Here is a 14,541-nt window from a genome sequence, read left to right on the forward strand (position 1 = left end):
CGTTGCCGGTGTGAAAGCCACATCATCCGGCATCGCCCTCGTTCGTGGCGTTTGCAACCGGGCTATGCCAGCCGCCATCACGCGAGATAAGCTGTTCGCTTTCTGCCGGTCCCCAGTTCGATGATTCGTAGTACCTGATTGGAACGGTGTTCCCAAGAATGGGGGCAACGGTGCGCCAGGCTGCCTCAATGCTGTCATAGCGCGCGAATAGCGACGCGTCCCCCAGAATCGCGTCGCCAAACAAGCGTTCGTATGGCGCCATTTCATCGCCAGGATGACGATGTGCGAGGAGTTCCACCGTTTCGCCTGCCATGACCTCGCCAGGGACCTTGACGCGCGCGCCCACCGAGATCAGCACGTCGGGGCTGATCCGGAAGCGGAAGTAGTTTGATTGGCCCGATGCTGCGGTATCGAAGACTGCGTGCGACGGCGATTTAAGTTTCACCATGATCTCGGTACCGGTCACGGGCATCTGTTTGCCGGCCCGGATATAGAACGGCACCCCGGCCCACCGCTCGCTCTCGATATGCAGACGCAACGCAACGAAGGTCTCAACCTGGGAATCAGGGGCGACGCCGGGCTCATCCCGGTATCCACGGAACTGTCCTCGCACTGTCTCGTCCGTAGAGATTGGCCGCATCGCCTCGAATACGCTCAGTTTCGCATCGCGCATTGCATCGGGATGATCGGCGACCGGGGGCTCGGCCGCCAGCAATGAAACCACTTGCAGCAAATGATTCTGCACGACATCCCGGATAGCCCCGACGCCTTCGTACATACTCCCACGGCCTTGTACCCCGAATGACTCGGCCATGGTGACCTGAACGCTCGCTACATAGCGGCGATTCCATACCGGTTCAACGAGCGCATTGGCAAAGCGGAAGTACAGCAAGTTCTGGATCGGTTCCTTGCCCAGGTAATGATCGACGCGGAACACGGCCGATGGCGCGAAGGATTTCATGAGCAACGCGTTCAGGGCCTGTGCCGAAGCGAGATCGCTCCCAAACGGTTTTTCAACCATCACGCGGGCATTTTTGGCGCAGCCCGACCAGGACAGGCCATCTACCACGACCCCGAATATTTCCGGGGGAAGGGCAAGATAGTACAAGGGCTGCCCGGCGTTGCCGAGGGCCTCGCGCAAGTGCCGATAGGTCCGCTCGTCGCGGCAGTCGCCTACGACGTATTGCAGTCGGGAAGCGAGTTTTTCGAAAGCCGCAGCGTCCAGCGTGGCGTGTTTTTCGATGCTGTCTCGCGCCCGCGCGATAAAACGATCGTTGTCCCATGGCGATCTGCCTACGCCAATTATCGGCATGTCGAGGCGACCATGTCGAATCATGGCTTGTAACGCCGGGAAGATCTGCTTGTATGCCAGATCGCCGGTAGCGCCGAAAAAAACAAATGCGTCCGACCGGGGTGCGACCATCTCAAGCCCCTGCTTTCGGGGTCGATCTTTCCGGATGGCCTTCGAATTCGTTTCGTATAACTGATAATATTTTTTCAGAAAACAATGCTTCATCGCGCGAGCTAAACCGCTCGAAGAACGCAGCGTTCAATCCAGTCATTCCTGCTTGCATCGTGAATCTCCGTAGAGGTCAGTTGAAACAAACGAGAGCGTTTTTTGCATCTCTGCATCTCGCGTTGCTTGTTTCGATGGACGCCGACTTGGAACGCTATCGCACCATCATCGGCTTTGATGATAGTCGTCGCCTGGTCGACTGTGCAGGCTCGGAAACTACTCATTTTCCGGCGGCGATACGTACGAGATCAGCAGATGCGCGGCAGCGGCTCGCCGCTCAGCCAGTCGACAACGCGCCGCCCACCAACGCGTGTGTTCATCTGGATAAAACAATTCTCGTCTTCTGTGACGCTGCCTATACACGCGGCTGCGTGGCCCAAAGCGTGCGCATGCATTGCGGCCAGCACCGCGGCTGCAGCCTCCGGTGCGACGATCGCCACCAGCTTGCCTTCGTTGGCGATATACAGTGGGTCCAGGCCCAGCAATTCGCAGGCGGCATCGACCTGAGGCAGTATGGGAATAGCAGATTCCTCCAGCATCATGCCCACGTTGGACTGCCCCGCGATCTCATTGAGCGTGGTCGCGAGCCCGCCGCGAGTGGGGTCACGCAGCACATGTATCGCACCAATGGGGGCAGCCGCCAACATCGCCGCGACCAGCGTGTGCAATGCAGCCGTGTCGGATTTGATCGTGGTCTCAAACTCCAGCGAAGCGCGTTGAGACAACACCGCGACGCCGTGCTCGCCGATCGTTCCCGACAGCAACACCGCGTCGCCGGGCCGCGCACAAGCCCCGCCGATGACGCATCCCTCAGACACTGTGCCGATCCCCGTTGTGCTGATGAAAACGCCCTCACCCTTACCGCGCTCGACTACCTTCGTGTCCCCGGTGACAATAGGCACGCCTGCATCAAGCGCGGCACTGGCCATCGACTGCACGATGCGTTTGAGCTCCGCCAACGGCAAGCCTTCTTCCAGGATGAAGCACGCGCTCAGGTAGAGCGGCGTCGCTCCCAGCATCGCTACATCATTGAGCGTGCCGTGCACCGCAAGGCAGCCGATGTCGCCGCCGGGAAAGAACAGAGGTGAAATGACATGCGCGTCGGTAGCCATGACCAACCGTTGGCCGGCCGGCACCGGCAAGAGCGCCCCGTCATTGCCCTGCCGCAGAAATTCATTGTCGAAAGCGCGAGCGAATATCTCCTCGATCAACTGTGCCGACAGACGGCCGCCCGCGCCGTGGTTCATGTCGATGCGGCCATGCTTCATATCCAGAGGACGTGTGTAATGTCTTTTCGGTGTATCCATGGATCGGGGATCTCGATCAAAAGTGCGTCACGCTGAGTACTGCAACTTCATGCGGCCACCACCGGGATGTCCCGGAACCTTCCGTATGAGTAGTGCGCCGCACACGAGCCTTCACTCGACACCATGCAGGATCCCATCGGATTGTCCGGCGTGCAGACCGTGCCAAAGAGCTTGCAGTCGATGGGCTTCTTGACCCCGCGCAGGATTGCACCGCATTCGCATTGCTTATGGTCGGGCACCGCACGGTAGTTCAGATCGAAGCGGCGCTCGGCGTCGAAGAGCGCATATTCCGGGCGAATCCTGAGCGCACTCATCGGCACCTCACCCAGTCCGCGCCACTCAAACGTAGCGCGCACTTCGAGCACCTGCGCCGTCACAGCCTGGGCGCGAGCATTGCCTTCGCGATTCACCGCACGCGTAAATTCATTCTCGATCTCGGCGCGGCCATCATTGACCTGGCGCACCAGCATCAGGATGGCCTGCATCACGTCCAGGGGCTCGAACCCGGCGATTACCACCGGCTTGCGATGGGTCTTGGCAAACCCCTCGTAGGGACCCGATCCAATCACGATACTCACGTGGGCCGGCCCGACAAAACCGTCGATCTCGACCGTGCCGTATTGGCGCACTTCCGGGGATTCAAGGATGTGGGTAATGGCGGCCGGCGTCAGCACGTGGCAGCACAGCACGCTGAAGTTTTTCAGCCCTTCACGCGCTGCTTGCTGGATAGCCAGCGCGGTCGGCGGCGTGGTGGTCTCGAAACCGATGGCAAGGAACACCACTTCGCGTCGCGGGTTGTCGACAGCGAGCTTCAACGCATCGAGCGGGGAATACACCATGCGGATGTCGGCGCCGCGTGCCTTGGCGCGCATCAGGGACAAGCCGGCCGACGCCGGTACCCGCATCACATCGCCGTAGGTACACAGCATCACGCCGGCATCGAGTGCGAGACGTAAGGCCATGTCCACACGCCCAATGGGAAGCACGCACACAGGGCAACCGGGGCCGTGGATCATGCGTACATTTGGAGGCAGCAGATCCACGACGCCATAGCGGGCTAGAGCATGTGTGTGGCCGCCGCAAAACTCCATGAAACTGTATCGCCGGGACGCTTCAGCTTCTCCCGCGATGTTGGCGGCAATGTTGCGGGCGAGCGCGCCATCACGGAATTCATCGACGTATTTCACGTGGCCAGCTCCGCGAACAGTTTAATCGTTGCTTCCGCTTCCTCTATGTCGAGCATGCCGATGGCATAACCCACATGAACGATCACATAGTCGCCAACCTGAACCTCGGGCACCAGCGCAATCGAAATTCGTTTCCGCACGCCACCAAGGTCGACGACGGCCATGTCCGTGCCGTCGAGCGCTATAACACGAGCAGGCAACGCTAGGCACATGATAAGGTTTCCTCAGCAGATAGCATTCCTTGACCGGCATTGATGGTGCAGCCCGCCACCCACGCCTGACCTAGCGCGAGGCCCGCATCGCCACAACTCACGCTTTGTGGTCGCAACACCACCAGGCTCGCGCCTTGCAGCGCTGCGCTCAGACGTTCGCTAAGGACCTGGTTGAGGAAACAGCCGCCCCCCAGAATGACGGTTCGGGTGCCATGTGCGCGCGCAGCCTCGGTGGCCGTGTGTGCCAGACCAGCGGCCAGACCCAGGTGAAAAATCGCCGCACCGTACGCGCTCGACGCGACGCCCTGGCCGGCCATCGCGAACAATTCGGCTACGAGCGGCGCCAGATCGAGCGAGGTCCATTGCACGCTGAATTCGGGGTGGGCCTCCAGCCACATTCTGGCCTGCTGCTCCAGTGCAATGGCCGCTTCTGCTTCGACTGTTTGGTGAACGCACAGTCCCAACGCGCCAGCGGCAGCGTCGAACCAGCGGCCGGCACTTGTCGTGGAGGGACTGTTGACCTGACGCTCCAGCAGGCTGCGCACGACGCGCGCCGCAACCACGCCAACCACCGGAGCGAACCTTGCTTCGATTTCGTCGGTACGGCCCAGGCGGTGCAGTACGGCAGCGGCCATGCGCCAGGGTTCGCGCGCAGCCACGTCGCCGCCGGGCAATAACAAGGGCACCAAATGATCCAGTCGACGCCACCGATGGGCGGCCGAATCCACCCAAAGTACTTCGCCACCCCATGCGCTGCCGTCGTCGCCCAAGCCCACACCATCCAGCGCGAGGCCGATGACAGGACCGGCTACTCCTTGCTCGGCCTGGACCACCGCAATGTGCGCATGATGGTGCTGGACAGCGATCGCCCGAACGCCCAGACGGCCCGCCAGCGCCTGTGCAACGTGAGTACTGTAAATATCCGGATGCAGGTCATGTGCCACAGCCTGCACCGGCCCCGATGCGGCACGCAGCAGTTCCTCGACCGAGTCGTCCAGCGCCTCGCGGTTGGCTGCGCCGACGAGATCTCCGTGCGGGGCGGACCACAGCACTCGCTGGCCATCGATCAGGCAGGCGGTGTTCTTCAGGTATGCACCGCAAGCCAGCACGCGCGCGGGTGCCGCTTTTGGCAAGCGGGCTGAATGGATCATGGCGTCACGCCGGTTGACGCCGTGATCCGTTGTGCAGCAGTGTCGTGCCCGAACGGTTCGACCACCGGACGATGATCCGGGTCACCGCACTGGGGCAACAGCCAGTCCAGCCAGCGGTCCATGCCATCGCCGGTCGTGGCCGACACGAGCAGCACCTCGATGCCGGGGTTGACTTGTCGGGCGTACCCGATGCATCTGGACACGTCGAAACTGACGTAAGGCATGAGGTCGATCTTGTTGACCACCATCAGCGTTGCAGCGGCGAACATGTCCGGATACTTGAGAGGCTTGTCCTCGCCTTCGGTCACTGACAACACCACGACCTTGGCGGCCTCGCCCAGATCCCACAGCGCCGGGCAAACCAGATTGCCGACGTTTTCGATGAACAGCAGTGCATCGGCACCGTGAGCGCCGTGGCCGTGATGCGCGCTTGCGTGCAGATCGAGACGCGCGAAAGCGTCGCCCACCATTTGCGCATCCAGATGGCAGCCGCGGCCAGTGTTGACCTGGATCGCCGATACACCGGTGGCGCGAATGCGGTCCGCATCGACACTGGTTTGCTGGTCGCCCTCGATCACCGCCACGCTCAAGGCCGGCCTGCGGATCTTGAGCGCGTTGATGCTCGCGCAAAGCAGCGTTGTCTTGCCCGAGCCGGGGCTGGAGACAAGGTTGAACGCGCTCACGCCATGCGCCGCGAAATGCGCTCGATTGCGGTTTGCCAGGCGCTTGTTCTCGCCCAGCACATCGGCTTCCATATGGATGACGCGTGCCTGGCTGATACCGGGCACCGACAATCGGGCGGCGCCAACGCCATAGTGAAGATCGCCATCGCCCGTCTCCATAGGTACATGGAAAGCGCTGGAAGTTGTTTCCCGCGCATCGGTGCGCTGGGCGTTTGAGTCGGAGTTCGACTCGGAGCTTGACTCGGCATTACAGCCGCAGACGACACACATGACCCTCTCCTTCAAAGTTCAATCGTCGAACACCACGAGGTCGACCACGCGTAGCTCGGAGCCTCCCGTGGCCTGCAAGGTGAAGCTGCCGCATCGCGGGCAGGGTTCAAGATAGCTTTCAATCTCCACGCTGGCGGCGCAGTGCAGGCACCGGGCCGTGCCGGGAATCTCGTCGATGGTGATCTTCCCCCCTTCCAGACAGGTGCCAGGCATCATGGCAGTGAGCGCGAAACGCAAGGCCTGCGCTTCGACACCGGCCAACGCGCCGATCTCAAGACGCAGTTGCGAAACCCGCCAGAAGTGCTCGCGCGCGGCAGCCTCTTCGACCATGCGCAGGATGCCGCCAGCCAGGCTGATTTCATGCATGCATGGCCTCAGGCGCGATGGCGGGCGGCGGTACGCTATTTCCTAACCAGGCTTGCCCCCAGGCCAGCGCTAGCGCCAGGTGTTCGAGCGCGAGCGGTCCGGGCGGCTCCCCGAGTTCGAAACGCATGCCTCGAATTGCCAGCAGCGTGCATGGCGGCGGATTGACGCGGTACAGGTCGCGGTACACCTGCATCACTGACGGCGCAGACATGGCGTGCGTGGTGAAGGTCGCGTCACGCGCCGGACTCAGCGATGTAACCTCGAACGGGGCTGTGCAAGTCAGGCTGGCATCGACGAACAGCACGCGCTCACGACACACGAGGTCCAGTGCGTGCTCGATTTGAAGCTGATAGTCTTCGAGAAACTCCACACGGCTGTCGTTCGCTGACCCGGCCCACGTGCACAATTGCTGCACGAACAACGGGCCTAGCGCGTCATCGCCACGGCTCAGATTGCCCCACCCGCACACCAGCATGGGAGCAATCATGGGAGCGGCTCCCCGAACGCCTGGGCGTTGCGCACCATCTCGCCATGCGGCGACTTCACGACGTGATCGACTAGTTCACCGCCAGCCCCGAGCAGTACAACATCTAGCGGCATCTGACCCAGCGCATGCGTGGCGCACGACAGGCAGGGGTCAAACGCACGGATGGCCACTTCAATACGATTGAGGAGCCCTTCGGTCAGCTCGCGGCCATCCAGATACTGACGTGCGACCGACCGCACGGCTTCGTTCATCGCCTGGTTGTTGTGCGTGGTCGAGACGATCAGATTGCACATGCTCACCAGGTCGTCGGAACCTACTTGATAGTCGTGAATGAGGGTTCCGCGTGGCGCTTCGATGATACCCACGCCCCCTCCCCGGCGCTCGCCGCTGGCCATCAATTCCCCTTGCAGGATGTCCGGGTCGTTGAGCAGATCCTTGATGACCTCCACCGTATGCAACACCTCGATCATCCGCGCCCAGTGGTAGGCAAGTGTGGCGTGAACCGGCGCGCCCTTGCCCCAGGCGACGAACTCCTGACGCTGCACTTCCGCAAGCGGGCTAGGAATGAAGTCGCAATTTTGAACTCTCGCCAAAGGTCCGACCCGGTACCACCCGGCATCACGGCCGAGGCTTCGCAGGTGGGGAAACTTCATGTACGTCCAGGGCCGGGCCTCTTCTTCTATCAAGTCCATGTAGCACTGGTCGCTCGCGCCATCGAGAATGATCTTGCCGTCGGCGTCGCGCGCACGCAGCACGCCATCGTAGAGATCCATCGCGCCATCGGCTCGAACGAGTGACAGCATGTTGGAGCGAAAGCTCCCGAAACCGTCGTACAGGATCGGGTTTTGCGCGTGCAACTGTTTAGCGATGTCCACGGCATCGGCCGCCCAGGCGATCATCTGGTCCACATCGCGATAGAGCAGATCGCGTTCAGCCTGGCTCACATGCTTGTTCATTCCGCCGGGTATCGCGCCGGTGCCGTGGATGCGCTTGCCCGACGTGACGCGGATCAGCTCCTGCCCGAATTTGCGCAAGAGGATGCCCTTCTTCGCGATGTCCGGGTGTGCCTGCGCCACGCCAACGATGTTGCGCAGGTCGGCTTCCGAGTCAAAGCCAAACAGCAGGTCGGGCGACGCGAGATAAAAGAAGTGAAGCGCATGCGATTGCATGACCTGGCCGTAGTGCATCAGCCGGCGGATCTTCTCCGCACTGCGCGTGATCGGCTGTGCACCGACCACGAGATCCATCGCCTTGGCCGCCGCGAGTTGATGCGAGACCGGACAGATGCCGCACAAACGCTGCACCATCACCGGGACTTCCCAATAGGGACGCCCTTCGATAAATTTCTCGAAGCCGCGGAACTCGACGATATGCAGGCGCACCTGCTTCACGCGATTCTGCTCGTCGAGCAGGATCGTCACCTTGCCGTGCCCTTCGACGCGCGACACCGGGTCGATAGCCACGCGGCGCAGGCCTTTCGGTTCTGCGGCGGTTTCGAGGTCGAAGCTCATTGCGTTTTGGTCCTCGCTCTCAGTCGTAGTGCATCAACGCGTGACCGAGTTGCGGTGTGCGTCCGGCCATCAGGTCGTTCAGGAAACTCCAGAATGCATCCGCCGACGGCGGGCAACCGGGCAAGAAGTAGTCGACATGCACGACTGCATGGATCGGACGCACCTGCCGAAGCAACAGCGGCAGTTCGGGGTCGTTTGGAATCTCGCTGCCTTCGCTCAGGCCCGGGCGGTCGTGATAAACCTCGCTGAGCAAGACGCCCAGCTCGAAGCGATTGCGCTCGGCCGGCAAGCCGCCATTAATGGCACAAGCACCCATGGCCACCAGCGTCTTGCAGTGGGCACGAAACGCGCGCAGCACGAGCACGTTCTCGGAATTGCACACACCCCCTTCAATCAGTCCGATGTCGCACTGGCCGACTTCCTTGATATCGGTTAGCGGCGAGCGGTCAAACTCAATATGCTGGATCAGCTCCAGCAGACGCTCGTCGATGTCGAGGAAGGAGGTGTGGCAGCCGAAGCAACCCGCAAGCGAAACGGTGGCGACCTTCAACTTGGCGGGCCGGGGGGCTACGTCGACGTTCATGGCCGGATTCATGACAGGGCTCATGACGCCTCCTGCGTGTCCGCATCGGCCGCCGTGTGCGGGTCGTACCGGCGCTCGCCGATCGGGATCACGAAGCCGCGCCGCTTGGGCAGGATCGCACCGACAGGGCAAACGCTCGCAGCCCGGTCGGTGAGCGCCATATCGGTATCGACCAGCTTTCCGCTCATGCTGTTGACCACCAGATGCGTTCTGATCCCGTGACCCGCGATGGCGAAAACGTCTTTGCCATCGACATCATGACTCGCGCGCACGCACAGCTCGCACAGGATGCAGCGGTTGAAGTCAATCATGACGTCTGCGTGGCTTGCGTCGATCGGGCGTCGCGGGTAAAACTCATCGAACAGTACGCCCTCCATGTTCATCTCGTAGGCCGTCGCCTGCAGCAGGCAATTGCCGCTCTTTTCGCAAGAGGGGCAAAAGTGATTGCCTTCAATGAACAACATCTGAATGAGCATCTTGCGATCGGCGTTCAGCTCGTCTGTATTGCTTTCGACGACCTCGCCTGCGGCAGCGTGCAAGGTACATGCCGAGCCGGCGCGGCCCTTGACCTTCACGGTGCAAACGCGGCATGAGCCCTGCGCCGGAAAGTCCGGATGCCAGCATAAGTGCGGGATGTAACGCCCCGCCCGCCGTGCTGCCTGCAGAATGGTGTCGCCCGGCTCAAAGGGCACGTCGTCACCGTCGAGCGAGAACGTGGCGCCTGTATTGCCGGTCTCGGCGAGCGTAGTCATGAGGCGCTCTCCAGGTGCGCCGCCGCGTCATCTCGGCCGGTTACGCGGCGTGCGTCCGCAAGCTCGGCGTCGAGATCGAATGCTGGCTCGAAGTGCAGCGACTTCAGCCGTCGCTCGTAGGCAGGCCGAAACTTGACGATGGTGTCGTGAAGGGCGTTGCAGGCCGAGCCGCCCAGGCCGCAATGCGTGGTGCCGTGCATCAGCTTGTCAATGCTGCAGAGTAAATCGACGTCATGACGCGAGCCTCGGCCGGCGGCGAGTTTGTCCATGCTCTTGACGACCAGCGCCGTGCCCACCCGGCACGGCGTGCAAAAACCGCAACTCTCCTCGGCGAAAAATCCCGCATAGTTGCGTGCCACTTCGAACATGTCTCGCGACCGGTCGAACACCATGAATGCACCCGCCGTAGGTACGTCTTCGAACCCTATGCGACGACCAAACTCTGTCGCCGGGAGGCACTTCCCCGACGGGCCGCCGACCTGCACCGCCTGGGTGTCATGCGCGCCGCAATCTTCGAGGATGCGATCGATGCTCGTGCCCATCGGATACTCATAAATACCCGGCCGATCGCAATCGCCCGATACGGAATGGATGTTGGTGCCAGTTGACTTGGGCGTGCCGATAGCCGCCCACCAGGCGCTGCCTTGCAATGCAATGTGCGTCGCGGCGCACAAGGTTTCAACGTTGTCCACTGCAGTAGGTTGCCCGAGATAACCGTGCTCTGCGGGAAACGGCGGACGGATACGAGGCGTACCACGCTTGCCCTCAAGGGACTCGATCAGCGACGACTCCTCGCCGCATACATACGCGCCGGCGCCGACATGAATCTCAATGTCAAAATCAAATCCAGCGTGTCCCTGAATGGCGGTCCCCAGCAAATGCGCATCGCGGCGGCGCTGCAGCACATCGCGCAATGGCTCCAGCAGGTAGCGATATTCACCACGCAAATACATCAATCCGTGCCGGGCTCCGATCGCGAGCGCACCAATCGTCATGCCTTCAAACACCATGTCGGGGTGACTGGTCAGCAGCACGCGGTCCTTGAAGGTTCCGGGCTCGCCTTCGTCGGCGTTACACACCATGTAGTGGTCGCTGCCCGCCGCATCGCGGCAGAGTTCCCATTTCTTGCCGGTGACAAAACCTGCGCCACCGCGTCCGCGCAGGTTCGAGATCGTCATCTCGTCTACCAAAGCGCGTGCTCCGCGCGCCAACGCGGCAGCAATGGCTGCGCCGGGCGGTAACGGAGTGCCTAGCAGGACATCGGCGCGTCGGATGTGGTCATCCACGCGAGACCAATGCGCCGGCCAGTCAGAGACCGCCACCCTTGCTTCGATCAGGACAGCGATCGCAGCAACGCGCTCGGCGTCGAGCCGGGTGACAACCTGATGGTGGTTGATCAGTAACGACGGTCCCTGATCGCAAAGGCCGGTGCAGGAACAGAAATCCACACTGACCCGGCCGTCGGCGCGCATGTGACCCGGCTCAACCGCCAGGCGCTGGCACAAGTCGGCCAGCAATGCAGCGTTACCTTGCATACGGTCGGTAATGTTGTCGCTGAAGAGTATGCGGTACTCGCCCACCGGTTCGGTGTGAAAGAAACGGTAGAACGTCGCGACGCCCTCAACATGGGCAAGTGTCAGCCCAAGCGTGTCCGCCACATAACGCAGCATGTCGCGCGGCAGCCAGGTATGCAGCGCCTGTGCCTCACGGAGGATCTGCACCAGCGCGTGCGGATCGCACGCGTGGCGCGAGACGAGCGACTCGATGGCCTCGTTTTGGAAGCTGGCGGGCTTCGACAGAAAACCGTGTGCACTAGTCACGACAGATCGCCCCCATGTCTGGACCGATGCGCTGATTGCGTCGGGCGGTGAAGTTCAAGCCAACGATAAAGCACCCTCTTTCATCGCTCGATTTGCATGCACAGAGTAGCCCGCATCCGCCGCTGGGCGATAGCCTCGGAAAATACTCAGGCCTGGTCTATTGCGCCGCTCAATGACTCGTGAACTCCAGCACCACGCGGGAAGGCACGTCGCCGTGCGCCAGCCGATGGAACACGTCGTTGATCGCCGATAGCGGCTGCAACTCGATATCCGCCTTCACCTTCCCGTCCGCGGCAAAGGCAAGCGCTTCGGCCATGTCGCGGCGATTGCCGACGAACGAGCCCTTGATCGTGATGCAGTTGGCTACCACGTCGAACAAGGGAGTCGGGAATTCACCCGGCGGCAGGCCCACCAAAACGCAGGTTCCGTGCTTGCGGGTCATGCCTACACCCTGCTTGAACGCCCCGAGCGATGGCGCGGTAATCAGCACACCATGGGCGCCGCCACCGGTGGCCTTCTTGACGGCGGCGATCGGGTCTTCGTCCCGGGCGTTGACCATCACGTCAGCGCCCAGACGTTTGGCGTGGGCGAGCTTGCCGTCGTCGATGTCGACCGCGCAAACGTGCAGACCCATGGCCTTGGCGTACTGGATACCCAGATGTCCCAGGCCTCCGACGCCTGAAATGACGACCCATTCGCCCGGGCGGGCCAGCGTTTCCTTGATGCCCTTGTAAGACGTGATGCCGGCGCAGATAAGCGGCGCTGCATCGCGGGCGGCCAGGTGCGCCGGAATGTGCGCTACATAGTTGGGGTCCGCGAGGATGTACTCGGCGAAGCCGCCGTTCTTTGTGTAGCCGCCGAACTGAGCTTCCGGACACACGGGCTCGTGCGCCGCGAGGCAATATTCGCAATGTCCACAGGCGGAATAGAGCCAGGGCACGCCAACGCGGTCGCCCTCTTTCACGGCCGTGACACCCGCACCGATTGCAGTGACAATGCCAATCCCCTCGTGGCCCGGGATGAACGGTAGCGAAGGCTTCAAGGGCCAGTCTCCATTCGCGGCATGCAGGTCGGTATGACAGACGCCACAGGCCTCGGTCTTGACCAGCACCTGCCCTGTTCCTGGCGCTGGAATGTCGACTTCCTTCAGCACGAGCGGCTTGCCGAACGCTTCGACAATAGCGGCTTGCATCTTCGTTTTCATGATCTTTCCCTCGGTTAATATATGTCAGCCGCTTTACGCCACGGCGGGCAAATTCAGGCCTCTGACTGCCTCGATCATCTTGACCAGCACGGTCTGCGCATCGCCATACACCATGTCGCAGTTATCGGCGTAGAAAAGGGCATTGACGATACCGGCGTAGCCCTTGCCTTCCCCACGCTTGATCACGAATACTTTCTTGGCGTAATCAGCGTTGAGGATCGGCATGCCGTAAATAGCGGAGGATTTATCAGTGCGCGCGGCCGGATTCACCACGTCGTTGGCGCCGATCACAAGGGCCACATCGGTACTGGCGAACTGGTCGTTGATGTCCTCTAACTGAACAATCAGGTCATAGGGCACGCCCGCCTCGGCCAGCAGCACGTCCATCTGGCCCGGCATCCGGCCTGCAACCGGATGGATTGCGAACTTCACCGACACGCCGCCCGCCTGCAGCAGTTTGACGAACTCGAAGAGCTTGCCCTGGCCTTGCGACACGGCGAGGCCGTAACCCGGCACGATGATGACCGACGCCGCATAGCGCATCGCGATACCTGCGTCGCCGGGCTGTATGGGCTTCAGGCTGCCTTTTATCTTCCCCTGCTTGTGCTTCGCCACTTCTCCGAAGTTCGTGAAGACCACGTTGCTGACGGAGCGGTTCATCGCCTTCGCCATCAGCAACGTCAGCAGCATGCCGGCAGCACCCACCACCATCCCCGCGATCATCAGCGCCGGGTTCTGAAGCACGTAGCCCTCAAGCCCCACCGCCAGGCCTGTGAAGGCATTGAAAATGGAGATCACGACCGGCATGTCGGCGCCGCCGATCGGCAACGTCATCAGGATGCCGAGCGCCAACGCGCAACCAAAGAACAGGTAGATCGTGGTCGGCATGGCCAGTACCAGTGCAGCCTTGTCCGCGCTCGCCACGACAATGTATGCGCCGACCGCGACGGTCACGAGTATCACCAGCGCGTTGAAGGCTTGCTGGCCCTTCACCCGGACCGGCTTGTTGATCACCCCGTCGAGTTTGGCCCAGGCGATCAGCGAGCCTGACAGCGACACCGCGCCGATCAACGCTCCCAGCAAGGTCACGATGACCTCCGTCTCGCCTTGCGCCTTGTTGCCGAACAACTCCACGGCGGCGATAGCGCCGGCCGCACCGCCGCCCATGCCGTTGTAGATCGCGACCATTTGCGGCATGGCCGTCATTGCCACCTTACGGCCGCTCCACCAGGCCGCGCCTCCCCCAAGCACGAGGGCGACGACAGCCAGGCCGATGTTCATCGGCAGGTTCGACCGCGCAGCAGTGTCGACACCGAAGGCGTAGAGAAAGCTAGCGAGCACGGCCACCGCCATCCCTATACCGGCGACGAAGATGCCCGAAGGCGCCGTCACGGGCGATGACATGCGGTGCAGTCCATACAGGAAAAGAAAGGCGGCAGCCAGATCAGCGGCACCGATGCCGAGTTGTTCAATGAGGATCAGCATGGCGGCG

15 protein-coding genes are annotated in these 14,541 nt (G+C 61.8%); all 15 read right to left on the reverse strand.

Annotated features, from left to right (window positions below; genetic code table 11):
* Positions 1 to 22: 22 nt before the first annotated feature.
* Entirely contained in the window at positions 23 to 1,423 is a 1,401-nt protein-coding gene (gene zwf / locus ACSQ36_RS33520) for a glucose-6-phosphate dehydrogenase (RefSeq protein ID WP_436185376.1), read from the reverse strand.
* A gap of 1 nt (position 1,424) precedes the next feature.
* Positions 1,425 to 1,574 carry a hypothetical protein gene (locus ACSQ36_RS33525; protein WP_436185377.1) on the reverse strand — a complete coding sequence of 50 codons (150 nt, stop codon included), beginning with the start codon at positions 1,572 to 1,574 and terminating at the stop codon, positions 1,425 to 1,427.
* A gap of 190 nt (positions 1,575 to 1,764) precedes the next feature.
* Positions 1,765 to 2,823 (reverse strand): hydrogenase expression/formation protein HypE, encoded by a 1,059-nt coding sequence (gene hypE, locus ACSQ36_RS33530; RefSeq protein ID WP_436185378.1) that lies wholly within the window; start codon positions 2,821 to 2,823, stop codon positions 1,765 to 1,767.
* Between the two features lie 47 nt (positions 2,824 to 2,870).
* Complete coding sequence (gene hypD, locus ACSQ36_RS33535) at positions 2,871 to 4,010, reverse strand: hydrogenase formation protein HypD (protein WP_436185379.1); 1,140 nt, start codon at positions 4,008 to 4,010, stop codon at positions 2,871 to 2,873.
* The gene (locus tag ACSQ36_RS33540) at positions 4,007 to 4,222 is read right to left on the reverse strand and encodes a HypC/HybG/HupF family hydrogenase formation chaperone (RefSeq protein ID WP_436185380.1); all 216 of its coding nucleotides are present in this window, start codon (positions 4,220 to 4,222) and stop codon (positions 4,007 to 4,009) included. Before ACSQ36_RS33540 ends, hypD begins: the two co-directional genes overlap by 4 nt.
* On the reverse strand, positions 4,213 to 5,373 hold the full coding sequence (locus ACSQ36_RS33545; protein ID WP_436185381.1) for a Kae1-like domain-containing protein: 1,161 nt from the start codon (positions 5,371 to 5,373) through the stop codon (positions 4,213 to 4,215). The genes ACSQ36_RS33540 and ACSQ36_RS33545 overlap by 10 nt, the downstream gene beginning before the upstream one ends.
* Positions 5,370 to 6,326: a hydrogenase nickel incorporation protein HypB gene (gene hypB / locus ACSQ36_RS33550; RefSeq protein ID WP_436185382.1), complete on the reverse strand. Its 957-nt coding sequence runs from the start codon at positions 6,324 to 6,326 to the stop codon at positions 5,370 to 5,372. The genes ACSQ36_RS33545 and hypB overlap by 4 nt, the downstream gene beginning before the upstream one ends.
* 18 nt (positions 6,327 to 6,344) lie before the next feature.
* Positions 6,345 to 6,692, reverse strand: coding sequence for a hydrogenase maturation nickel metallochaperone HypA (locus ACSQ36_RS33555; RefSeq protein ID WP_436185383.1), 348 nt, complete (start codon positions 6,690 to 6,692; stop codon positions 6,345 to 6,347).
* The gene (locus ACSQ36_RS33560; protein ID WP_213764880.1) at positions 6,685 to 7,179 is read right to left on the reverse strand and encodes a hydrogenase maturation protease; all 495 of its coding nucleotides are present in this window, start codon (positions 7,177 to 7,179) and stop codon (positions 6,685 to 6,687) included. The genes ACSQ36_RS33555 and ACSQ36_RS33560 overlap by 8 nt, the downstream gene beginning before the upstream one ends.
* On the reverse strand, positions 7,176 to 8,690 hold the full coding sequence (locus tag ACSQ36_RS33565) for a Ni/Fe hydrogenase subunit alpha (RefSeq protein ID WP_213764879.1): 1,515 nt from the start codon (positions 8,688 to 8,690) through the stop codon (positions 7,176 to 7,178). Before ACSQ36_RS33565 ends, ACSQ36_RS33560 begins: the two co-directional genes overlap by 4 nt.
* A gap of 19 nt (positions 8,691 to 8,709) precedes the next feature.
* Entirely contained in the window at positions 8,710 to 9,297 is a 588-nt protein-coding gene (locus ACSQ36_RS33570) for an NADP oxidoreductase (protein ID WP_255631400.1), read from the reverse strand.
* Positions 9,294 to 10,025, reverse strand: a complete 732-nt coding sequence (locus ACSQ36_RS33575) for a 2Fe-2S iron-sulfur cluster-binding protein (RefSeq protein ID WP_436185384.1) — start codon at positions 10,023 to 10,025, stop codon at positions 9,294 to 9,296. The genes ACSQ36_RS33570 and ACSQ36_RS33575 overlap by 4 nt, the downstream gene beginning before the upstream one ends.
* The gene (locus tag ACSQ36_RS33580; RefSeq protein ID WP_436185385.1) at positions 10,022 to 11,845 is read right to left on the reverse strand and encodes an NAD(P)H-dependent oxidoreductase subunit E; all 1,824 of its coding nucleotides are present in this window, start codon (positions 11,843 to 11,845) and stop codon (positions 10,022 to 10,024) included. Before ACSQ36_RS33580 ends, ACSQ36_RS33575 begins: the two co-directional genes overlap by 4 nt.
* Positions 11,846 to 12,014: 169 nt before the next feature.
* Entirely contained in the window at positions 12,015 to 13,049 is a 1,035-nt protein-coding gene (locus ACSQ36_RS33585; RefSeq protein WP_213764876.1) for a zinc-dependent alcohol dehydrogenase, read from the reverse strand.
* A gap of 33 nt (positions 13,050 to 13,082) precedes the next feature.
* The gene (locus tag ACSQ36_RS33590; protein WP_436185386.1) at positions 13,083 to 14,534 is read right to left on the reverse strand and encodes an NAD(P)(+) transhydrogenase (Re/Si-specific) subunit beta; all 1,452 of its coding nucleotides are present in this window, start codon (positions 14,532 to 14,534) and stop codon (positions 13,083 to 13,085) included.
* Positions 14,535 to 14,541: the final 7 nt, after the last annotated feature.

The organism is Caballeronia sp. LjRoot34 (genome assembly GCF_964253815.1).
Classification (GTDB): domain Bacteria; phylum Pseudomonadota; class Gammaproteobacteria; order Burkholderiales; family Burkholderiaceae; genus Caballeronia.